The organism is Pseudomonas sp. 20-5 (genome assembly GCF_056782835.1).
This window is the reverse complement of the sequence record NZ_CM165584.1, coordinates 2,468,532-2,490,549: the sequence shown is the minus strand read 5'-3', so window position 1 is coordinate 2,490,549 and position 22,018 is coordinate 2,468,532. Positions and strand designations below refer to the sequence as shown.

The 22,018-nt window shown below is 67.2% G+C and carries 17 protein-coding genes; 7 read left to right on the top strand and 10 right to left on the bottom strand.

Going from position 1 to position 22,018, the window contains the following annotated elements; all coding sequences use genetic code 11:
• Window positions 1–5: 5 nt before the first annotated feature.
• The 4 genes from AC1RB9_RS11825 to AC1RB9_RS11810 form a co-directional block, all read right to left on the bottom strand.
• On the bottom strand, window positions 6–968 hold the full coding sequence (locus tag AC1RB9_RS11825) for a threo-3-hydroxy-L-aspartate ammonia-lyase (RefSeq protein ID WP_003451804.1): 963 nt from the start codon (window positions 966–968) through the stop codon (window positions 6–8).
• A gap of 162 nt (window positions 969–1,130) precedes the next feature.
• The gene (locus tag AC1RB9_RS11820; RefSeq protein WP_003090543.1) at window positions 1,131–1,322 is read right to left on the bottom strand and encodes a hypothetical protein; all 192 of its coding nucleotides are present in this window, start codon (window positions 1,320–1,322) and stop codon (window positions 1,131–1,133) included.
• Complete coding sequence (gene tse5 / locus AC1RB9_RS11815) at window positions 1,319–5,272, bottom strand: type VI secretion system effector Tse5 (protein WP_003451806.1); 3,954 nt, start codon at window positions 5,270–5,272, stop codon at window positions 1,319–1,321. Before tse5 ends, AC1RB9_RS11820 begins: the two co-directional genes overlap by 4 nt.
• Window positions 5,273–5,321: 49 nt before the next feature.
• A complete protein-coding gene (locus tag AC1RB9_RS11810) occupies window positions 5,322–7,391 on the bottom strand; it encodes a type VI secretion system tip protein TssI/VgrG (protein WP_034060837.1) in 2,070 nt (689 codons plus the stop codon).
• 265 nt (window positions 7,392–7,656) lie between these two features.
• Between AC1RB9_RS11810 and AC1RB9_RS11805 the strand changes: the two genes are divergently transcribed.
• The 4 genes from AC1RB9_RS11805 to pfeE all read left to right on the top strand — a co-directional run bounded on the left by AC1RB9_RS11805 (window position 7,657) and on the right by pfeE (window position 12,986).
• Window positions 7,657–8,373: a response regulator transcription factor gene (locus AC1RB9_RS11805; protein ID WP_003101494.1), complete on the top strand. Its 717-nt coding sequence runs from the start codon at window positions 7,657–7,659 to the stop codon at window positions 8,371–8,373.
• Window positions 8,373–9,713, top strand: a complete 1,341-nt coding sequence (gene pfeS / locus AC1RB9_RS11800; RefSeq protein WP_003162120.1) for a two-component system sensor histidine kinase PfeS — start codon at window positions 8,373–8,375, stop codon at window positions 9,711–9,713. The genes AC1RB9_RS11805 and pfeS overlap by 1 nt, the downstream gene beginning before the upstream one ends.
• Before the next feature lie 98 nt (window positions 9,714–9,811).
• On the top strand, window positions 9,812–12,052 hold the full coding sequence (gene pfeA / locus AC1RB9_RS11795; RefSeq protein WP_003451810.1) for a siderophore enterobactin receptor PfeA: 2,241 nt from the start codon (window positions 9,812–9,814) through the stop codon (window positions 12,050–12,052).
• Between the two features lie 19 nt (window positions 12,053–12,071).
• The gene (pfeE, locus tag AC1RB9_RS11790) at window positions 12,072–12,986 is read left to right on the top strand and encodes a ferric enterobactin esterase PfeE (RefSeq protein ID WP_003090549.1); all 915 of its coding nucleotides are present in this window, start codon (window positions 12,072–12,074) and stop codon (window positions 12,984–12,986) included.
• Window positions 12,987–13,144: 158 nt separating this feature from the next.
• On the opposite strand, the gene AC1RB9_RS11785 is transcribed toward pfeE, so the two are convergent.
• Window positions 13,145–14,350: an NAD(P)/FAD-dependent oxidoreductase gene (locus AC1RB9_RS11785; RefSeq protein WP_003160471.1), complete on the bottom strand. Its 1,206-nt coding sequence runs from the start codon at window positions 14,348–14,350 to the stop codon at window positions 13,145–13,147.
• 268 nt (window positions 14,351–14,618) lie between these two features.
• Here AC1RB9_RS11785 and AC1RB9_RS11780 point away from each other — a divergent pair, with 268 nt between their 5' ends.
• Window positions 14,619–15,143 carry an RrF2 family transcriptional regulator gene (locus AC1RB9_RS11780; protein WP_003090553.1) on the top strand — a complete coding sequence of 175 codons (525 nt, stop codon included), beginning with the start codon at window positions 14,619–14,621 and terminating at the stop codon, window positions 15,141–15,143.
• Window positions 15,144–15,313: 170 nt separating this feature from the next.
• On the top strand, window positions 15,314–15,814 hold the full coding sequence (locus AC1RB9_RS11775; RefSeq protein ID WP_003090555.1) for an acyl-CoA thioesterase: 501 nt from the start codon (window positions 15,314–15,316) through the stop codon (window positions 15,812–15,814).
• A gap of 27 nt (window positions 15,815–15,841) precedes the next feature.
• Here AC1RB9_RS11775 and AC1RB9_RS11770 read toward each other — a convergent pair whose 3' ends face one another.
• From AC1RB9_RS11770 to AC1RB9_RS11750, 5 genes are all read right to left on the bottom strand, one after another.
• Window positions 15,842–16,168: a thioredoxin family protein gene (locus tag AC1RB9_RS11770; RefSeq protein ID WP_003101499.1), complete on the bottom strand. Its 327-nt coding sequence runs from the start codon at window positions 16,166–16,168 to the stop codon at window positions 15,842–15,844.
• A gap of 80 nt (window positions 16,169–16,248) precedes the next feature.
• Window positions 16,249–17,352, bottom strand: a complete 1,104-nt coding sequence (locus tag AC1RB9_RS11765) for a DUF1615 domain-containing protein (RefSeq protein WP_003122578.1) — start codon at window positions 17,350–17,352, stop codon at window positions 16,249–16,251.
• A 113-nt stretch (window positions 17,353–17,465) separates the two neighbouring features.
• Window positions 17,466–18,359 carry a helix-turn-helix domain-containing protein gene (locus AC1RB9_RS11760; protein WP_003119473.1) on the bottom strand — a complete coding sequence of 298 codons (894 nt, stop codon included), beginning with the start codon at window positions 18,357–18,359 and terminating at the stop codon, window positions 17,466–17,468.
• A 169-nt stretch (window positions 18,360–18,528) separates the two neighbouring features.
• Entirely contained in the window at window positions 18,529–18,810 is a 282-nt protein-coding gene (locus AC1RB9_RS11755) for a XapX domain-containing protein (protein WP_003101509.1), read from the bottom strand.
• Window positions 18,811–18,866: 56 nt separating this feature from the next.
• Window positions 18,867–19,547 carry a hydrolase gene (locus AC1RB9_RS11750; protein WP_003090561.1) on the bottom strand — a complete coding sequence of 227 codons (681 nt, stop codon included), beginning with the start codon at window positions 19,545–19,547 and terminating at the stop codon, window positions 18,867–18,869.
• Window positions 19,548–20,154: 607 nt separating this feature from the next.
• Here AC1RB9_RS11750 and AC1RB9_RS11745 point away from each other — a divergent pair.
• On the top strand, window positions 20,155–21,993 hold the full coding sequence (locus AC1RB9_RS11745) for an amidohydrolase (protein ID WP_003101513.1): 1,839 nt from the start codon (window positions 20,155–20,157) through the stop codon (window positions 21,991–21,993).
• The last annotated feature ends 25 nt before the right edge of the window (window positions 21,994–22,018 follow it).

Sequence of the window (22,018 nt, the reverse complement as noted above, 5' to 3'; positions counted from 1 at the left end):
GCCGGCTAGCCGCCGAGCAAGGCGCAGAAACGCGCCAGGTCGACGTTACCGCCGCTGAGCAGGATCCCGACCCGCTTGCCGCGCAATTCGTCCTTGCGCTGGCGGGCGGCGGCCAGGCCGAGGCAACCGGTGGGCTCGACCAGCAGCTTCATCCGCGCGGCGAGGAAGCGCATGCCATCCACCAGTTCGGCGTCGCTGGCGGTGAGGATGTCATCGACGTTGCGCTGGATCAGCGGGAAGGTGAGATTGCCCAAATGCTGGGTCTGGGCGCCATCGGCGAGGGTCTGCGGCGTATCGATATGCACGATGGCGCCGCTGCGCAGCGAACGCTGGCCATCGTTGCCGGCCTCCGGCTCCACCCCGTAGATCCGGCAGGCCGGCGCCAGCGCGCGGATCGCCAGGGCGCAGCCGGAGAGCAAGCCGCCGCCGCCGAGGGGCGCGAAGAAAGCGTCCAGCGGACCGACTTCTTCGAACAGTTCCTTGGCCGCGGTGCCCTGCCCGGCCAGCACGTCGGGGTGATCGTAGGGCGGGATCAGGGTCAGGCCATGGCGCTGCGCCAGGTCGCGGCCGATCTGCTCGCGATCTTCCGTATAGCGGTCATAGAGCACTACCTGCCCGCCGTAGCCACGGGTCGCCTCGATCTTCACCGCCGGCGCGTCGGCCGGCATCACGATGGTCGCCGGGATCCCCAGCAAGCGCGCCGAGAGGGCGATGGCCTGGGCGTGGTTGCCGGAGGAGAACGCCACCACCCCGGCGGCACGCTGCTCGGCGGAAAACCGCGACAGCGCGTTGAAGGCGCCGCGGAATTTGAACGCTTCCATGCGCTGCAGGTTTTCGCATTTGAAGAAGACTTCCGCGCCGAGTTCTTCGTCGAGGGTACGCGAGGACATCACCGGCGTGCGGTTGGCATGCCCGGCGATCCGCGCGGCGGCGGCGATCACATCGTCGTAGGTAGGCAGGTCGTGCATGGTCGGCTCCTCGGACCTTGGCAAAGAAGACAGGCAGGTCGCCAGGTTACCAGGCGAACGCCGCCAGCAGCGCCTGCGCGACAGCATCGGCGGCGTAAGACTGGCGGAGCCATTGACGAAGAGGCCCTGCATGGGTCGATGCTCCGCGATGCCGGGTCGGCCTCACTCGTCCAGGTAGCCGTCCCTGATGCCCTTCGAGCGGCGGTAGAGGTAGAGCCCGAGGCGCAGCACGACGAGCACGCCGAAGAACACCCCGACGGTCACCCAGGTGTTGCCGAAGAACCATTCCAGGCAGACATAGAGCAACGCCAGCGGTATGCAGACGAGGGTCATCAGCAGGTAATGCTTGATCATTGCGGCGGGCACTCCTCTTCTTCGTCCTTCAGCGGGCATTTGACGATCTGCTTGCCCGTCTGCCAGGCGGCCTGGGTGGCCACGGCCTTCTTGATGGTATCGGCATGGGCGGCCTTGCGCGCGGCCAGCTTGGCCGCGCGGTTGGCGGTGTTGGCCGCCTGTCCGGAAAGGGTCCTGATCGCCTTGGCGGACTGCACCACGGTCTTGCCGGTGCTGAGCATGCCCGGCGCCACGGTGCCGATGGCCGCCGAGGCGCCGACGTGTTTCCAGTTGATGTCGATGCACTTCCACTTGATATCGGTGAGGTCGCGATCGCTGTCCCAGTTGTCCTTCATCTGCCCCAGCACCTGCTTGCCGGTTTGCATCCCCAGCTCGATGCCGGCGCCCAGCGCCGCTCCGATCGCGGCGCGGGCGGCGAAGGCGCCGATCACCACCAGCGGGATGATCAGGCCGGTGGGATCGTAGGCCAGCGTGGGCGCGTTCAGCGCGTAGGCATAGGGGTTGGGGCCACCGCCCAGGCCGAGCGGGTCCTGGCTGGCATAGCGCCCGGCTTCCGGCAGGTAGTAACGGTAGCGGTTGTAGTAGAGGCCGCTTTCCTCATCGTGGTACTGCCCCTGGAAGCGGATCGGCTGCGCACCCGGCTGTCGTTCCGGCGCTACCGCCCGCCAGTCGTCCGGAACGCCCTGCCAACGCAGTTGGCCACGTTCGTCGCTCAGCTGCAGGGGGGTACCGAGGTGATCGGTGTGGAAGAAAGCGATCCGCGCCTCGCCCAGCGCCGGCACGCATTGCGCCGGCAGCGGCTGGCCTTCGGCGGCGAACGCCTGGCGCAGTTGCAGCAGCTCCGGGGGATCGGGCTCGCAGGCCTGCTCCAGGCGCAGCAACGGGACGAAACCGCCCGGTTCGTGAACGGTGGTGCGCAGTTCCCGCGCAAAGGCTTCGGCGCATTGGCGATCGCCGTCCCAGCCGAAGCGCACCTGCTGCTCGACACCGTCGCGCAGCACCACCTTGGCGATCCGTCGCGACAGCGCGTCGTAGCGGTAGCGCGCCTCCAGCCGCGTGCCGTCGGCGTAATCGCGCGTCAGATGGACCAGGCGCTGCGCGCCGTCGTAGGCCAGGCGCAGGCGCTCGCCGTCGGCGCCGATACGCTCGACCAGGTTGCCCAGCGCATCGAAGCGATAGCGGTTGCCGGCGATCCTCTCCACGCGGTTGCCGGCCCAGCGCGCCGGGCCTTCGCCGGCCTGGCTCGCGCGCGTCTCGGAGCGACTGAAACCGGAGCGGTACAGTTCGTTCTCGGCGAATGCCTGGCGAGCGTCCTCGCGCGCGTACTCGCCGACGCCCTCCAGGCGGTTGCCGGCGGCGTCGTAGCGGTAGGTGCTGGCCGCCGCGCCAGCGCGCCGGCTGGCCAGCAGGCGACCGCCGAGGTCGTATTCGTAGCGCACCGACGGATACTGGTTGTCGTCGATGCCGACCAGTTGTCCAAGTCCGTCGTAGCGATAGCCGCGCTGCCAGTCGAAACCGCCGGCCAGACGCAGGCGGCTGCGCTGCAGGCGTCCCAGCGGCGCGTGCTGGCGCTCCTGGGTGAACAACGCGTCATCCTGCCCGTCGCGGCGGGCGTCGCGACGCACCTCGCGGTGCAGGGCATCGCGCTCGAAGGCCAGCTCGACCGCACCGACCAGCGCGCCGTGCAGATGACCCGGGCCATAGGTCAGCCAGGCGACCGGCGGCGCGTCGCCGTAGCGGCTGGTCTGGCGCACGCCTAGCGCGTCGTGGCTGTGCTCGACGCTGTAGACCCAACCGTCGGCATGTACCTGGCTTTCCAGGCGCAGGTTACCGACCTCGTCGTACGTGTAGCGCACCTCGCAATCCGCCCCGCCGGCGCTGGCCAGGCGGCCGTCGGCCAACCAGCGGTAACGCTCGACCAGGGCCGGTGCGTGCTCGGTGGCGGGAACCCGGATGCTCGCCAGGCGGCCGTCGCGGTCGTAGGCATAGGTGGTCTCGCGACCGTCGGCATCCTCGCGGGCGATCAGTTCGTCAGCGGCGTTGTAGCGATAGCGTTGGCGACGACCGTCGAAGCCGGTCTCTTCCACCAGACGGTCCAGCAGGTCGTAGCGGAACTGCGCCTGGACGCCGTTCTCGTTGGTCAGGGCGACCAGCCTGCCGGCTTCGTCGTGCAGGTAGGACAATTCGCCGCCGCCGGCGTCGGAAACCCGCGCCAGCAGATCGCCGTGCCCCCAGGAAAACAGCGTGGCGTGCCCCTCGGCATCGGCGATACGGATCTGCCGCCCAAGGGCGTCGTATTCATAGCTCAGGGCGCTGCCGTCGGCCAATTCCAGGCCGATCAGTTGCCCCAGCGGGTCGTAGCGGCGCCGGGTCAGTTGTCCCAGCGGGTCGCTGCTGGCGACCAAACGTCCTTCGTTGTCGTAGTCGTAACGCCAGACCTGGCCGGAACAATCGGTCAACGCGGCCAACAGGCCGAAGCGGTTCCACTCCAGGCGCCGCTCGCCGCCGCGCGGGTCGACGATTCGCGTCGGCCGGTCGGGCAGGCGCGGGTCTTCGTAGGCGTAGCGGGTGCTGCCGGCCGGGCCGCGCACCGTCGTCGCATTGCCCCGTTCGTCGCGCTCGAAGGTCCAGCGGCGCTGCATCGCGTCCTCCAGCTCGACCAGCAGCCCGGTCTCTTCGTCGACGCGCTTGCGATAGCGCGCCTTGCCCGGCGACTCCTCCTCGAGCATCCGCCCCTGGCCATCGCGCCGGCGCCGCGTCTCCCGTCCCAGCGGATCGCGCATGGCGACCAGGCGGCCGAACAGGTCGTAGTCGAACTCGCTACGGCTGCCGTCGGCCCTGACCAGCGCGGTCCAGCGCCGCTGCCCGCCCTCGCCGGCGAACTCGTAGCGTTCGACGCGGCCGAGGCTGTCGCTGACCTCGGTGGCATCGCGCAGGTAGCGGAAGGTACGGGTCAGGCCGCCCGCCTCGATCTGCTTCACGACCCGCCCGTGCGGAGCATGGACATCCCACTCGTAGCGAACCTCCAGCCCGCCCGGTTCGCCGTGGGCGACCAGCATGTGCTCGCGCCAGGCGAATACCCGGACCACCTGGCCAAGACGGTCGCGCACGGCGATCAGATCGCCGCTGTCGCTGAACTGGTAGCGCACCAGCCAGTCGAGCCCCGGGCTCTGCGGATCGATGTAGTCCGGAGGCGGTCCGTCGTGGCTGGCCAGGATCACGCCGAACAGACGCAGGCCGTCGTCGCCCTCGCTCGGCTCGCAGGCTTGCTGGTAGACCAGCGCATAGCTGCGCCCGGCGCTGTCGCGCACGCCGGTGAGCAGGCCACGTCCGCTCCAGCGGAACTCGGTGCGGTAGCCGGCGCGGCCGAAGCTGGCCTGCAGGCGCCAGATACCGTCGGGGCAACGCTGGAAATGCAGGTAGCTGTGGCCGGACAGCACCAGCACGGAGCCCTCCTGCGTCTGCAGTTCGGCCGGCACCGCCGCCCAGCGCCCGCGCCAGGCCTGCGCTTCGCCGCCGCTCGAACCGCCGCGGCGCAGCCACAGCTCCTCGCTGCCGGAATAATGCTGGGCGCCGGGAGCCAGCGCAGGAAAGCCGATCCGGCGGCCCTGGGCGTCGACCAGCACGCAGGCGTCTTCGCTCAGTTCCAGGTGCATGCTCTCGCCCGGCAGCCACCAGCCCCGGCCGAGCCGGCCGATACGGGGGTTGCTCGACAGGTAGCCACGGGCGAAGGTGAAGGTGTCCGGCGCCGCCAGGGCGAAATCGACCTCTTCCGGCAGCAGCTTGCTGCCGAGCATCGGGTTGACCGGCTTGCCCACCAACGGCACGCAGGCGGACACCCGGTCGGCCAGGCCGACCGCGCTGCTGCCGACGTGCACGGTGGGCGAGCCGGTGGAGATAACCCCTCCCGAGACTTTCTCGCCGACATGGGAAACCGGTAGGCCGCTCATCTATCCATCCTTCCTTGGGAAAAGCCGCGACAGGACATCCGCCCGCCGCTCAACAGTTGATATCGACATTGGGCGAGAGGATCTCGATCTCCCCCGGCGTCAGGCGGATCGTGCTCTGGCCGCAGCGCAAGAGGATCTCGCGGTCGGCGGTCAGCTCGATGCGCTGGCTGCCGAGGGTGATGCTCCGGCCGTCCAGGGTGATCTTCGAGCCATCGTCGCTGCCGCCCACGCTCACTTCGTAGCTATCGCCCACCGACAAGGTCTTCTTCTTCATCACCTGGGTGCTCTGGTTCAGCCCGACCACGGTGTTCATCATCATGCCGACGTTCAGGCTGTAGCCGAGCCCGACGTTTTCCATGCGCCCCATGCCGACGTTCTGCAACGAGGCCATGAGGATGGTTTCCGTCTTGTTCATGCCGATCCTGACCGTCTCGTTGCGGTCGACCGTCTTGCTGCGGTTGGCATGCACGGTGATGGTCTCGTTGTTGTCCACGGTCTCGGTGCGATCGTGCTTCACATGCACCGTCTCGTCGTGGTCGATGGTCTTGGTCCGGTCGTGGCCGACCCAGTGGCTCTCGTCGTTCTCGACCTCGATGTCCTGGTTCCTCTCGGCATGGATGAACAACTGCTCGGCGCCCTTCTTGTCCTCCATGCGGATCTCGTTGAAGTTGGCCGGCGTGCCGCCCTTGCTCGAACGGCTCTTGGTGCCGCTCTGGGTGGCGTTCGCCGGCAGCTCGTAGGGCACCGTCTGCTCGGCGTTGTAGACCCGCCCGGTGATGATCGGCCGGTCCGGGTCGCCTTCGAGGAAGCTGACGATCACTTCCTGGCCGATCCGCGGGATCTGGATCGAGCCCCAGTTCTTCCCGGCCCAGGCCTGCGAGACGCGCATCCAGCAGGAGCTGTTCTCGTTGGACTGGTCGTGGCGGTCCCAGTGGAAATGCACCTTGACCCGGCCATACTGGTCGGTCCAGATCTCCTCGCCCTTGGGCCCGACCACCACCGCGGTCTGCGGGCCACGCACCACCGGCACCGGGGTCGACGGCAAGGGGCGGAAAGCCTGGCCGGCGTCGATACAGTCCAGCTCGCTCTCGAACTGCGCGCCGCCCCCGCCATTACCGGTCTCGTAGAGTTCCTGGACTACCCGGTACTCGGCGCCAACCACCAGGTATTCGCGGTTCTGGTCCAGGCGCGGGTAGTTGCTCAGGTGGAACAGATGGCCCGCCCCAATACCCCTGGCGCATCCCCGCAGGCGAACTCGCTCGTACTGGGTCTGGATCGCCTCGATGCGGGTCCGTGCATAGTGTTCGCCGTCCTGACTCTGCACATACTCGCCAGGGTAGTCGTAGAGCGGGTAGTCGGCCGCGGCATGGGCGCGCCCGACATTGGAGCGCACTTCCAGGCGGGTGCCGGGACGCTGGAAGTCGTAGTCGTTGAGGCTCAGCGAGCCGGGCTGGACCTCGCGCGCCATGTGCCAGTCGAAGAAGTGGTCGCGCTCGCGGTGGCCGAGGCTCGGCGGGTAATAGGGCACGCTGGTGTAGCCGGCCGGGCTGTGGTGCGCGCCGTAGGCATCGGAGAGCACCAGGATGTGGCGCTTCTTTTCGTGGCGGAACCAGTAGTAAATGCCTTCCTGCTCCATCAGCCGGCTGACGAAATCGAAGCTGGTCTCGCGGTATTGCACACAGTATTCCCACTCGCGGTAGGAGCGGCTCAGGGCGTCCTCGAAGTCGGAGAAGCCAAGGTCGCGGAACACCTGCTTGATGATGTCCGGGACCTTCTGGTTCTGGAAGATGCGGCAGTCGGAGGTGCGCGTCAGCAGCCACAGCCAGGGCCGCAGGGTGACCTGGTAGCTGGCGAACTGGCCGGCGCCGGCGCCCTGGCTACAGCGCGCGACGATGCCGTGGAAATACCGCCGGCTGCCGCCGGGGAGTTCCAGCGCGAGGCTCATCGGCTTGCCCAACAGGGCATCCAGAGGCAAGGCGGGATTGCTCGAGACCAGTTCGAGCTCGTGGCTGAACAGCCGGCCCAGCTCTTCGCGACCCTCCAGCCGTTGCAGTTGCAGGACCTCGGGTCCCAGCGGGGAGTCCACGTGTACCAGGCGGGTGTGTTGGGAGAACAGCATGGGGAATCTTCCTTGATAGTCACCTGCGGCGGGCGGCCCGAACAACGCGCCAGCAGCGCGCCAGATGATCGTACAACCCAGTGCCGTCGCGAAAGGCTGGCCAATAGCCACGACACTCCTGCCCGCCTCCTGCGGACCCGCCGACCCTAAGCCAGAACCAAAGCCGAAGCAACGACGGCTTTGTCGAAAAGTATTTCCGCTCCGAGCACGCTGCGGCGCATTGGCCCATTGCCCGATACCCGGCAAAAATGAGATATTCACGAACGTGAATCATTCTCATATCTCAATCCCATCTCCCCGCCTGCTGCTGGTCGAAGACGACCCGCGCCTACGCGAGGATCTCGACGCGCATTTCCGCCGGCGCGGCTTCCGCGTAACCGTCTGCGGCGATGGCTCGCACGGACTGGAAGCCGCCGGGCGCGAAGCGTTCGACCTGGTGTTGCTGGACATCATGCTACCCGGCCTCGACGGCCTGGCCCTGCTGGAGTCGCTGCGCCGCGAGCAGGCCACGCCGGTGATGCTGATGTCGGCCCTGGGCGCCGAACAGGATCGCATCAGCGGCTTCACCCGCGGCGCCGACGACTACCTGCCGAAGCCGTTCAGCCTGGCCGAGCTGGATGCCCGCACCGACGCCCTGCTGCGCCGCGTACGACTGGACCGCCTGCCGTCGGCGCAGCGGCGGGATACCCGGCTGGTGTTCGACGACCAGGCCCAGGATGTGCTCCACCAGGGCCTTCCGGCGGGGCTGACGCCATCCGAGTACCGCCTCCTGGCGACGCTCCGCGAACACGCTGGCGAGGCGCTGAGCAAGCCGTTCCTCTACCGGAGCGTGCTGCACCGCAGCTACACGCGCCTCGACCGCGGTCTCGACGTGCACGTCTGCAACCTGCGGCGCAAACTCGCCGCGGTCGCCGTCCGTCACCTGCAGATCCAGGCGGTACGCGGCCAGGGCTACCTACTGGTGGAGACGGAACACCCCTGATGCGCAGGCACCCGCTGTTATGGAAACTGGCGCTGCTGCAGGTCGGCTTCTGCCTGCTGCTGACCTGGCTGATCTACACTTGGGGCCTGTCGGTGGAGCGCAGCACCTACTTCCTCGCCCCGGCCGACCGCAGCTACCTGGCGGACTACGCGCGGCAGGCGGAGGATGCCTGGCGCAGCGAGGGTGCCGCGGGCGCCGAACGCTTCCGCAAGGAACTGTCGGCGAAGGAAGATACCTGGGTGGCGCTGGTCGGACCGCACCTGGAAAGCCTCGGCAGCACGCCGCTAAGCGCCGAGGAGTCGAGCCACCTGACCTTCATGCGCAAGCTCGACTGGCCGATGAGCCGGCGCCTGCAGGACGAACTGCCGTACGTCAGCATCGAGTTCCCCGGACATCCCGAGCAGGGCCGGCTGGTAATCCAGTTACCGGAGCGCCTGCTGCCCGGCGGACTGACCCCCTGGACCCACCTGGTCACCCACGGCATAGTCCCGACCCTGCTGGCCGCCCTGCTCGGCCTGCTGCTCTATCGCCACCTGGTGGTGCCGCTGAACCGCTTGCGCGATCGCGCCGACGCCCTGCGCGCCGACGAACTGGAAAGCACTCCCCTCGCCGCACCGCTGGCGGCCCGCCGCGACGAACTGGGCGAGCTGGCCCAGGCCCTGGAGCACATGGCCGAGCGCCTGCGCCTGAGTCTCGCCCAGCAGCGCCTGCTGCTGCGCACCCTGTCCCACGAACTGCGCACGCCGCTGGCTCGCCTGCGCATCGCCCACGACAGCGAGCTACCGCCGGAACAGTTGCGCCAGCGCCTGGATCGCGAAATCGGCGACATGCAACGACTGCTGGAAGACACCCTCGACCTCGCCTGGATGGACACCGAGCGCCCGCAACTGCCCACCGAGCCGGTGCTGGCGCTGTCGGTGTGGGAAGCGCTGCGCGATGACGCCTGTTTCGAAAGCGGCTGGGACCCGGCGCGGCTACCCTGCCGCTTGGGCGTCGACTGTCGCGTCGAGGTACACCTGGACAGCCTGGCCCAGGCCATGGAAAACCTCCTGCGCAACGCCATCCGTCACTCGCCCGAGGACGGCACGGTCAGCCTCGACGGCGAGCGCGAGGGCGACTTCTGGCACCTGCGCCTGCAGGACCAGGGCCCTGGCGTGGCGGAAGACCAGTTGGAACGCATCTTCCTCCCCTACCAGCGCCTGGACGATAGCGCCGGCGAAGGTTTCGGCCTCGGCCTGGCGATCGCCCGGCGCGCCATCGAGCTACAGGGCGGCCGGCTCTGGGCCAGCAACGGCAAGCCCGGATTGTGCCTGCACCTGTGGCTGCCGGCGGCCGCCTGAGGGCGAAGTGTTTAGAAAGTTAATGCGCTTTACTCTCAAATAACAATCAATATCATTTGTGATCTCTTGCATTTCGCTGCATTGCCCGGAGATCACCGATGTCCTCACGCGCCCTTCCCGCCGTTCCCTTCCTGCTGCTGTCCAGTTGCCTGCTCGCCAACGCCGTACACGCCGCCGGCCAGGGCGACGGCTCCGTCATCGAGCTGGGCGAGCAGACCGTGGTCGCCACCGCCCAGGAGGAAACCAAGCAGGCGCCGGGGGTTTCCATCATCACCGCCGAGGACATCGCCAAGCGACCGCCGAGCAACGACCTGTCGCAGATCATCCGGACCATGCCGGGGGTCAACCTGACCGGCAACAGCTCCAGCGGCCAGCGTGGCAACAACCGGCAGATCGACATCCGCGGCATGGGCCCGGAGAACACCCTGATCCTGGTCGACGGCAAGCCGGTCAGCTCGCGCAACTCGGTGCGCTACGGCTGGCGCGGCGAGCGCGACAGCCGCGGCGACACCAACTGGGTGCCGGCCGACCAGGTCGAGCGCATCGAAGTGATCCGCGGCCCGGCGGCGGCGCGCTACGGCAACGGCGCGGCGGGCGGCGTGGTGAACATCATCACCAAGCAGGCCGGCGCGGAAACCCACGGTAATCTCAGCGTCTACAGCAATTTCCCGCAACACAAGGCCGAAGGCGCCAGCGAACGGATGAGCTTCGGTCTCAACGGGCCGCTCACGGAAAACCTCAGCTACCGCGTCTACGGCAACATCGCCAAGACCGACTCGGACGACTGGGACATCAACGCCGGCCACGAATCCAACCGCACCGGCAAGCAGGCCGGCACCCTCCCCGCCGGTCGCGAAGGCGTGCGCAACAAGGACATCGACGGGCTGCTCAGCTGGCGCCTGACGCCCGAGCAGACCCTCGAGTTCGAGGCCGGCTTCAGCCGCCAGAGCAACATCTACACCGGCGACACGCAGAACACCAACAGCAACAACTACGTGAAGCAGATGCTCGGCCACGAGACCAACCGCATGTACCGCGAGACCTACTCGGTCACCCATCGCGGCGAATGGGACTTCGGCAGCTCGCTGGCCTACCTGCAGTACGAGAAGACCCGCAACAGCCGGATCAACGAAGGCCTGGCCGGCGGCACCGAAGGTATCTTCGACCCCAACAACGCCGGCTTCTACACCGCCACCCTGCGCGACCTGACCGCCCACGGCGAGGTCAACCTGCCGCTGCACCTGAGCTACGAGCAGACCCTGACCCTCGGCAGCGAGTGGACCGAGCAGAAGCTCGACGACCCCAGCTCCAACACCCAGAACACCGAGGAAGGCGGCTCGATCCCCGGTCTCGCCGGAAAGAACCGCAGCAGCAGTTCCTCGGCGCGGATCTTCTCGCTGTTCGCCGAGGACAACATCGAGCTGATGCCCGGCACCATGCTCACCCCAGGCCTGCGCTGGGACCACCACGACATCGTCGGCGACAACTGGAGCCCATCGCTGAACCTGTCCCACGCGCTCACCGAGCGGGTCACCCTGAAGGCCGGTATCGCCCGCGCCTACAAGGCCCCCAACCTGTACCAGCTGAACCCCGACTACCTGCTCTACAGCCGTGGCCAGGGTTGCTACGGGCAAAGCACCAGTTGCTACCTGCGCGGCAACGACGGCCTCAAGGCCGAGACCAGCGTGAACAAGGAACTGGGCATCGAGTACAGCCACGACGGCCTGGTAGCGGGGCTGACCTACTTCCGCAACGACTACAAGAACAAGATCGAATCCGGCCTGTCACCGGTCGACCACGCCAGCGGCGGCAAGGGCGACTACGCCAACGCGGCGATCTACCAGTGGGAGAACGTGCCCAAGGCGGTGGTCGAGGGCCTCGAAGGCACCCTGACCCTGCCCCTGGCCGACGGCCTGAAGTGGAGCAACAACTTCACCTACATGCTGCAATCGAAGAACAAGGAAACCGGCGACGTGCTCTCGGTGACGCCGCGCTACACCCTCAACTCGATGCTCGACTGGCAGGCCACCGACGACCTCTCGCTGCAAGCCACGGTCACCTGGTACGGCAAGCAGAAGCCGAAGAAATACGACTATCACGGCGACCGTGTCGCCGGCAGCGCCAACGACCAGCTCTCGCCCTACGCCATCGCCGGCCTCGGCGGCACCTATCGGTTGAGCAAGAACCTGAGCCTCGGCGCCGGCGTCGACAACCTGTTCGACAAGCGCCTGTTCCGCGCCGGCAATGCCCAGGGCGTGGTCGGCATCGACGGGGCCGGCGCGGCGACCTACAACGAGCCCGGACGGACCTTCTATACCAGCCTGACCGCGTCGTTCTGAGCCATAACGAGAAAGCCTGATGAGAACCTCCCTGCTCGTCGCCGCCCTGGGCCTCGCCCTGGCGGCGGCCCTGCCCGGCGGCGCGCCGCTGGCGCAACCGGACCCCGAGGCGACCATGGACCGCAGCCTGCTGCAACGCCAGGACCTGCCCTATCGCTTCAGCGCCGTGGACCTGGACTCCGTCGATGGCCAGCGGCATTACCGGCTGTGGCTCGGCCGACCGCTGCAGGCACCGCCCGCCGCCGGCTACCCGGTGGTCTGGATGCTCGACGGCAACGCCGCCGTCGGCGCCCTCGACGAGTCAACCCTGAGACGCCTGGCCGACGGCGACGCACCGCTGCTGGTCGCCATCGGCTACCGCACGCCGCTGCGCATCGACCGCGCCGGGCGTACCTTCGACTACACCCCCGCGAGTCCCGGCCAGGCCGATCAGCGCGACCCGCTCAACGGCCTGCCCAGCGGTGGCGCCGACGCCTTCCTCGACCTGCTGCGCGACGGCATGCGCCCGGCCGTGGCGGCGCAGGCGCCCCTGGACACCGCGCGACAAACCCTCTGGGGACACTCCTACGGCGGCTTGCTGGTGCTCCACGCACTGTTCACCCGTCCCGGCGAGTTCGCCCGCTACGCCGCGGCCAGCCCGTCGCTGTGGTGGCGCGACGGGGCGATCCTCGGCGAACGAGCGGGGCTCGAACAGCGCCTGCGCGGAAAGCGCGCGGAACTCCTGCTCTGGCGCGGCAGCGCCGAACCGGCCAGCCCGCGCGGCTCGCTGAAAGCCGAGCCGGGCCAGGCGATGGCGCGGCTGGTAGATGACCTGCGCCGGGTTGCCGGGCTCACGCTGGACTTCCAGCCGCTCGACGGCCTGGGTCATGGCGAAACGCTGGGGGCCTCGTTGCGCCTTCTGCTCGCCCGTCCGGCGGTGGAACGCCAGCGCTGAAGGCGCACGCTCCCAAGAGAACCGAGGCAACGGCGGATAACCGCTTCGCGGTTATTCGCCCTACCGGAAGCCAGGCATCCGCGCGCCGCTGCATCCCTCTACGCTGCACGGCATCCTCTCCCGCCTGCGGGAGAGGGTTGGGGTGAGGGAAAATCGCCCTACGCCACCACCGGAATCAGCGGGTCGGCCGCCGCCAGCGCCACGGCGCGGTCCGCCGCCGGCGGGTAGATCCACACGCCATTGATCTCGGTCTTGATCTTCTTGCCCTCCTCGCGCACGAACCGTACCTGGCGGTCCCAGCCCTCGGTGAACACCGCGCCCCAGCCACCGAGATCGAGACAGGTCACGTATTTCACCTGGCTGTAGGGAATCGGCTCGACGCCGAGCAGGTCGGCGGCCACGTTATTGCCGGCCGAGCGACCCAGGGCGATGGCGTGCTGGCAGGTCATCAGGGCATGGTTGCCGAGGTCGTCGGTAGCCGCGCGGGCCACGTCGCCGGTGGCGTAGACATCGTCGAGACCGAGCACCTTGAGGTTGCGGTCGACATGCAGGCGACCCTGGGCATCGCGCTCGCCCGGAATCTGCCCGGTCAGCGTGCTGGCCCGCACGCCCACGGTCCAGACCACGGTCTTCGCCTCGATCCGCTGGCCGTCGTCGAGCGTCACGCCCTCGGCATCCACCGCCGCCACCGAACGCCCCAGGCACCACTCCACGCCCAGTTCCGCCGAGGCCTCGGCGATCAAGCCGCTCAGGTCCGCGCCCATCGATGCGCCGATGGCGGCGCCGCGGTCGACCACGATCACTCGCAGCGCCGCTTTCTCGCCGAGGATCGCCCGCAGGCGCGCCGGCATCTCGGTGGCGGTCTCGATGCCGGTGAAGCCGCCGCCGGCGACCACCACGGTGTTGCGTGCCGGTGAATCCGGCAAGTCGCGCAGGGCATGCAGGTGTGCCTCCAGGCGCAGGGCGTCTTCCAACTGGTCGACATCGAAGGCAGCGTCGATGCCGACGACACTCGCCGGACGCCACACGCCGCTGCCGGCCGCCAGCACCAGGCGGTCGTAGTCCAGTTGCCCCAGCGTGCCCTCGGCATCGCGGTACTCCACCCACTTGCCGGCCACGTCGATGCGCTGCGCGCTGCCCTGCACGAAACGCACGCCGACCGCGGCGAACAATTCGCCCAGCGGCGCCGCCATGCGCTGCACGTCAGGCTCGTAGAAACGCGGGCGGATGCGCAGCTCGGGCTGCGGCGCGAGCACCGCGACCTCGACGTCGTCGCGGCCCTGGCGGTCGAGCTGGCGCACTGCGCTCAGCGCGCTCCACATGCCGGCGAATCCGGCACCGACGATCAGGATACGTTGTTTCATTGGGGGCTCCTGGAGGGAAAGGACGGGATATCCGGAGAAAAGCCCCTCCGTAACTACGACTATATTTGTCGTAGTTAAGAAGATCAATCCCCGAAAAGCGTTCCGACAGGCAATCGCCCCTCGCCGTGAAAGAGAGGAAAAGACGTCGAAAACATACGAAAAGGATCGGAGATAGAGCGCTTCGAGGCGGAAGACAGCGAACGACCTGTCCTTGTGAGCGGCCTGAAAACCGCGCAGAATATTGCGAATATTTCTGTCGGAGTTAGTGATGGCTCTCTATAGCGCCGGCGTCGAATACGGCATCCACTGCCTGTTGTTCCTCGCCGACGAGAAAGGCGACAGCCGCGAGTCCAGCGTACGCACCCTCGCCGAGTTGCAGGGCGTGCCGCCGGAACTGCTGGCCAAGGTCTTCACCCGCCTGGCCAAGGCCGGCCTGGTGGCTGCCACCGAAGGCGTGCGCGGTGGCTTCCGCCTGGCACGGCCGGCCAACGAAATCAGCGTGCTCGACGTGGTCCGCGCCATCGACGGCGACAAATCGATCTTCGAATGCCGCGAGGTCCGCGAGCGCTGCGCGATCTTCGAAGGCAACCCGCCTTCCTGGGCGACCCGCAACACCTGCTCGATCCACGCGGTGATGCTCACCGCGCAGAAGCGCATGGAAGAAGCGCTGGCCCAGCAGACCATCCTCGACCTGGTACGCCGGGTGGGGCGTATCGCGCCACCGGAGTTCGGCGAAGAAGTGCTGCGCTGGATGGATGCCAGCCGGGAAGGACGCGGCGGCTCCCGCGACTAGCCCTTGGCGCATACGGAGCGGCGCCGCAAGCCCGTTTCGCGGAAAACACCATTGTCGACTGCGGTGCTAATCGCGCCGGCGTTTCTCCCTACCCTATCGCCAGAGGCCGCCGCAGAGCGGCCGCCGGCCCACTGCAATGGCCCGTGACCAACTTGCGTGATAGGTGAACGATGGAACCTGGCAGCTACCAACTGACCATGAGCGTGCTCATGACCCCCGACAAGGCGAACTTCTCCGGCAACGTCCACGGCGGCGCGCTGCTCAAGCTCCTCGACGAAGTGGCCTTTGCCTGCGCCAAGCGCTACGCCGGACGCTACGTGGTGACCCTGTCGGTGGATCAGGTGATCTTCCGCGAGCCGATCCATGTCGGCGAACTGGTGACCTTCCTCGCCTCGGTGAACTACACCGGGCGCACTTCGATGGAGGTCGGGGTGAAGGTGATGACCGAGAACATCCACGAGCGCACCGTGCGCCATACCAACAGTTGCTTCTTCACCATGGTGGCGATGGACGACCAGCGCCGGCCGGTGGCGGTGCGTCCGCTGGAACCGGAGACCGCGATCGAGAAACGCCGCTACGCCCAGGCCCTGGCCCGGCGCGAGCAGCGCAAGCTGATGGAACTGCGCTACCAGGAGATCCGCGAACAGGTGGATCACGCGATGCCGGCCTGAACGCCGCCCGGCCCGAGGGCCGGGTCCTCAGCCCTCGCCGACCAGGCTCTCGAACGCTTCTTCCAGCACGCTGGCGCTGCCGGGGCGGACCACCCGCGCCACCTCCCGGCCGTCGCGAAGAAAGACGAAGGTCGGCCACAGCTTGACCTGGAACGAGCGCCCCAGGCGGCGCCCGGGACCGTCCTCGACCTTCAGGTGGCCGACCTCCGGATAGTCGCTGAATACTTCCGCCAGCAGCGGCTGGGCGGCCTGGCAATGGCCGCACCAGTCGGTACCGAACTCCACCAGCGTCGGACCGGCGAGCCGGTCCAGTTCGTCGCGCGCCGGTGCCTCGGCGCTGTATCGGGTCTTCATACGCTGCTTCTCCATGAGCTTGGCTGACAGGACGGCAGACTCCCGCGGCGGCGCCAGGTTCGACCCGCGCGACGATGGACTCAGCGTTTCCGCACGCGCGCCATGCAGCGCTGGTAGCGTTCGTCGACGCGCTTGGCGAACCAGGCGGTGGTCAGCTTGCGGGTGATCTTCGGGCTCTCCAGGGTGATCCCCGGCAGCACGGCGCGGGGCAATGTCTTGCCGGTGGCGCTTTCGGCCAGGGCGAAGACCTTGCGGTACAGCGCGCTGTCGGCGAACTCCGGGCTGTCGCCCTGCTCCAGCGCCCGGCGGATCGCCGCGTCGCTCATGTCCAGGCGCTTGCCGAGGCTGCGCACGGCCAGTTCGGTGGAGCCCGGCGTGCGCGTGCCGTAGCGGATCAGATCGCCATCCAGCGCCAGCGGAATCCCCGAGACGCGACTCACCGCGCTCTGGAACGCGGCGTTGCGACTGGCATACCAGCCGGCGTTGAAGTCGGCGAAGCGGTACAGCGGCGCCGGGTAGTCCGCCGGATAGCCAAGCAGGTGGGCGATGCCGAAATACATGCCGCCGCGCCGGCTGAACACCTCGCGGCGGATGCTGCCGTCCAGCGGATAGGGATAGCCGTCCGCGTGCTGCTCGGCGAAAGCGATGCTGACCTGCATCGGCCCGCCGGTGTGTACCGGGTTGAAGCCGCCGAACAGCTTGCCGCCCATGGGCACGATGGCGATGAAATCGTCGAATGTCTCGCTCAGTTCCTTCTCCGTGCGCGCCGCGGCCAGGCGCTGGCTGTAGGTGCGGCCATCGGGCGACTTGATATTCAGCGCTGAGCTGACCAGGAACGCCGGCACGTGCAGCTTGCCGGCACGACGCTCGACCTCGCGGGTGGCGATCCTGCCCAGGCCGGCCACCGGCGGGTCGACCTGGTAGGTGGACTCCTGCTCGGTCACCGCCAGCACCGCACAGAGATTCTCGTCGCTGGGGTAGATCTGCTGGGCGGAAAAGGCCGCGTAGATATCGCTGGCCCACCCTTGGCGATCGCGCACCGTGGCCGGCATCAGGCGGACGATCTTCGCCCGTACTTCGTCGGGGTTGGGCGGCGGCGGCTCCGCCGACCGCGAACTGCACCCGGCCAGCGCCAGGAGCATGAGCAACCCCGTTACGCCGCGACCCTGGCGTACTGCTTTCATCTGCGATTCCCTGTTCCGTTGCGAAGTGGGCGGCCGATGGCGACCGCCGAAGCCAGGGCATTCTAGCCGAGCATCCGGCGGCTTCCGTACCGTCCGTCACGCACGGTCGCGGTTCACAGCGCTGCGTCGGTGCGCTGCCGCTTGACCCGACGCCAGGTCGAGGGCGAGGCGCCGGCCAGCCGGAGAAAGATCCGCGAGAAATGCGGCTGGTCGGAAAAGCCGCAGGCGACGCCGATCTGCGAAAGCGGTTCGTCGCTGCCCAGCATCAGCTCCTTGGCCCGGTCGACGCGCATGCGCATCAGCCATTCGTGGGGCGAAACACCGGTGCTGCACTTGAAGGCCTTGGTGAAATAGCTGCGCGAGAGCCCGCACTCCTCGGCCAGGCGCGCCACCGACACGCCCTCGGCCAGATGCCCGGCGATCAGCTCCTTGGCCCTGCGCAATTGCCAGGGCGCCAGGCCCTTGCCGGTGCAGACCGGGACCTGGGTCGAAGCGAAGCGATCCTGAACGTGGGTCAACAGCGCCAGCATGACCTGCTCGATGAACAGTTCGTTGCGCTCGCCCGCCCTGGCGAAGCTGGGCAGCAGCGCCAGCGCCAGGTGATAGACCACCGGATCGTCGACACCGATGATCCGCTCCGGCTCGGCGGACGCGCGTTGCCCTTCTTCGTAGAGAAACTCCTTTATCGAAGCGCGCGGCAACATGAAGCGGACATTGTCGTAAGTTGTCCGGTGCTGGCACTTTATTTCATCGCCAAGATAGGCGATGGAGATACTTTTCCGTGGATGTCCGCCATCGAAAACCAGTTTGTTTCCATTCCAGAGACGATGGGAATTGAAATCGCGCAACTGCACGATGACGGAAAACGAATCGGCACAAGGAATATGGATCACCTTGTCCGGATCGGGAGTCGCCTCACTATTGCGAATCAAGGCGTACCCTTCTCCCCTTATGATGTTCCCTGGCGTGGATTGGTCGCCCTTTGTTCTGTCTATGGCAACAGTCATGACTCCCCCTGATTCCATGCGCCTGATGATCTCGTGACACTTTTCTCTCGACGCGAAAAACGACGCACGAAAGCTCCCCCAGAGATTAATCCGAGGGAGCCGTTCCGGGGAAATCTAACCGACGAAGATAACTACCAGATTACTGCGCTGTTACTCGATGATATAGCGCTCAACCCTTTTCCTTTTCCGACGGGCCAGCGGCCTGGTCGAGGCGATGCCGACCCGGTAGTTGCCCCAGCACATGGCCGACCGAACCCGCCTTGTCGCAGGCCGAGGCGAACGCGCAACCGCCGAGCAATTGCTTGCCGACCGGGATGACCTGCTCGCCGAGCAGGATGCCGAGCAACCCCACCAGCGCCACCAGCGGCGGAGCCGGCGAACGCACCTGCAGCAGGCTGTAGACGATCCCCACCAACAGTCCGGCGCCCAGCGACAATACGTAGAGCTTCATCTTCGTTCTCCTTCGCGGCCGTGCCGCCCGGCGGGCCGGAGCGGCACGGCCGGCATTCACTTGGCCGGATTCGGGCCGATGCGTTCGCCGTGGGTCACCCGCTCGGGCGCCTTGTGCACCATGGTGTAGGCGTAGTCCACGCCCATGCCGTAGGCCCCGGAATGCTCCTTGGCGATGGCCATCACGGCGTCGTAGGTATCCCGGCGGGCCCAGTCGCGCTGCCACTCCAGCAGGACCTGCTGCCAGGTCACCGGTACCACGCCGGCCTGGACCATGCGGTCCATGGCGTACTTGTGGGCGTCGCTGGAGGTGCCGCCCGAGGCATCGGCCACCATGTAGATCTCGTAGCCGCCCTCGAGCATGGCGCAGAGGGCGAAGGTGGTGTTGCAGACCTCGGTCCACAGCCCGGCGACCACGACCTTCTTGCGGCCCGCGGCGGCCAGCGAGTCGCGCACGTTCTGGTCGTCCCAGGAGTTCATCGAGGTGCGTTCGAGGATCTTCTGCTCGGGGAACACCGCCAGCAGCTCCGGATAGGTCGGGCCGGAGAAGCTGTCGGTTTCCACCGTGGTGATGGTGACCGGGATGTCGAATACCTTCGCCGCCTTGGCCAGGCCCACTACGTTGTTCTTCAGCGTCTGGCGATCGATGGACTGTACGCCGAATGCCATCTGTGGCTGCTGGTCGATGAAGATGATCTGGCTGTTCTGCGGAGTTAGAACTTCGAGATAGTGGCTCATGATTGTTTCCTGACAACGAACGATGAATTCCAGCTGTTGCGCACAACAGCACGCGGGCCAACAGATAATTTCCCGTGGCCGGCCAGACTATGAAGCATGGATATTGGAAAAAACAAACTTTTCGAGAAAATAAATCACTGAACTGCGGCCCCGGATAAAGTTGAACGGCGATATTCAAAATATTCGACACATCCATACAAAAAGCGCACACAGAGACAATAAAAGAAGGATTACCAGCTAGCAGAATCGACAGTCCGCCCTATAAGAAAAAGCCCCCATGAAGTTCAGGACATGTCTCGCGCCTTACTTGCTATCGACCACCAGCAAGTTGCGCTTGCAGGAGGATGCGTCATTCGGGAAAACCGCTCTTTCGTCCCGTACGTTTCCCGCCGCACCTATCCTGTCCGGTGGCCTCTCTCGCCGCCGCCCTCGCTGACCGATTCCGCCCCGCTGCCAGGAGCACGCCATGAGCCACGATCCGCCGAGCAAGGACCGCCGCCATTTCCTCACTACCAGTTCGGTGCTGGGCGCCGCCGGAGTCCTGTGGTCCGCCCTGCCCTTCGCCAACGCCGCCAGCCTTTCTCCCGCAAGCAACCCAGGAGGTTCCATGACCGCCGACCTGATCCTGCACAACGGCCGCTTCCACACCGTGGACCGCGACAACCCCACCGCCACCGCCGTGGCGATCAAGGACGGCAAGTTCCTTGCCGTCGGCAACGACGCCGAGGCGATGCTCCATCGCGGCAGCGCCACCCAGGTGATCGACCTGCAGAAGCGCACCGTGATCCCCGGTCTCAACGACTCGCACCTGCACCTGATCCGCGGTGGCCTCAACTACAACCTGGAGCTGCGCTGGGAAGGCGTGCCCTCCCTGGCCGACGCCTTGCGCATGCTCAAGAACCAGGCCGAACGCACGCCCAGCCCCCAGTGGGTGCGGGTGGTCGGCGGCTGGAACGAGTTCCAGTTCGCCGAGAAGCGCATGCCGACCCTGGAGGAATTGAACAAGGCCGCGCCGGACACCCCGGTGTTCGTCCTCCACCTGTACGATCGCGCCCTGCTCAACCGCGCCGCCCTGCGCGTGGTCGGCTACACCAAGGACACGCCCAACCCGCCCGGCGGCGAGATCGTCCGCGACAGCAGCGGCGAACCCACCGGCATGCTGATCGCCCGGCCCAACGCGATGATTCTCTACGCCACCCTGGCCAAGGGACCGAAGCTGCCGCTGGAATACCAGGTCAACTCCACCCGCCAGTTCATGCGCGAACTCAACCGCCTCGGCCTGACCAGCGCGATCGACGCCGGCGGCGGCTTCCAGAACTACCCGGACGACTACCAGGTGATTCGCGAACTGGCCGACCAGGGCCAGCTCACCGTACGCATCGCCTACAACCTGTTCACCCAGAAACCGAAGGAAGAACTCGCCGACTTCAAGAACTGGACCGGCAGCGTCAAGTACGGCCAGGGCAGCGATTTCTTCCGCCATAACGGCGCCGGCGAGATGCTGGTGTTCTCCGCCGCCGACTTCGAGGACTTCCTCGAACCGCGCCCGGACCTGCCGCAGACCATGGAGCAGGAGCTGGAGCCTGTAGTCCGCCACCTGGTGGAGCAGCGCTGGCCGTTCCGCCTGCACGCCACCTACGACGAATCGATCTCGCGGATGCTCGACGTGTTCGAGAAGGTCGACCGCGACATTCCGTTCAACGGCCTGCCCTGGTTCTTCGACCACGCCGAGACCATCACCCCGCGCAACATCGAGCGGGTGCGGGCACTCGGCGGCGGCATCGCGATCCAGGACCGCATGGCCTTCCAGGGCGAGTACTTCGTCGACCGCTACGGTGCCAAGGCCGCCGAGGCCACGCCGCCGATCCAGCGCATGCTCGCCGAGGGCGTGCCGGTGGGTGCCGGCACCGACGCCACCCGGGTCTCCAGCTACAACCCCTGGACCTCGCTGTACTGGCTGGTCAGCGGCCGCACCGTCGGCGGCATGGCCCTGTATCCGCAGGGCCTGCCGCGGGAAACCGCGTTGCAGCTGTTCACCCACGGCAGCGCCTGGTTCTCCAGCGAGCAGGGCAAGAAAGGACAGATCAAGGTTGGCCAGCTCGCCGACCTGGCGGCGCTGTCGGCGGACTTCTTCGGCGTCGAGGAAGAGGCCATCAAGTGGATCGAGTCGGTGCTCACGGTGGTCGACGGCAAGGTCGTCTATGCCGCCGCCGAGTTCGACAAGCTCGGTCCGCCGGCGCCGCCGGTGCTGCCGGACTGGTCGCCGGTGGCCAAGGTACCCGGCCACTGGCGGCAAGGCGCGCCGCTGACCGCCCAGGTCCACCAGTGCGTCGGTGCCTGCGCGGTACACGCCCACGAGCACAACCGCGCGCGCCACTCCAACGTACCGGTGAGCGACTTCCAGGGTTTCTGGGGCGCATTCGGCTGTTCCTGCTTCGCTTTCTGACGTACCCGGGCGGGCCCTTCGCGGC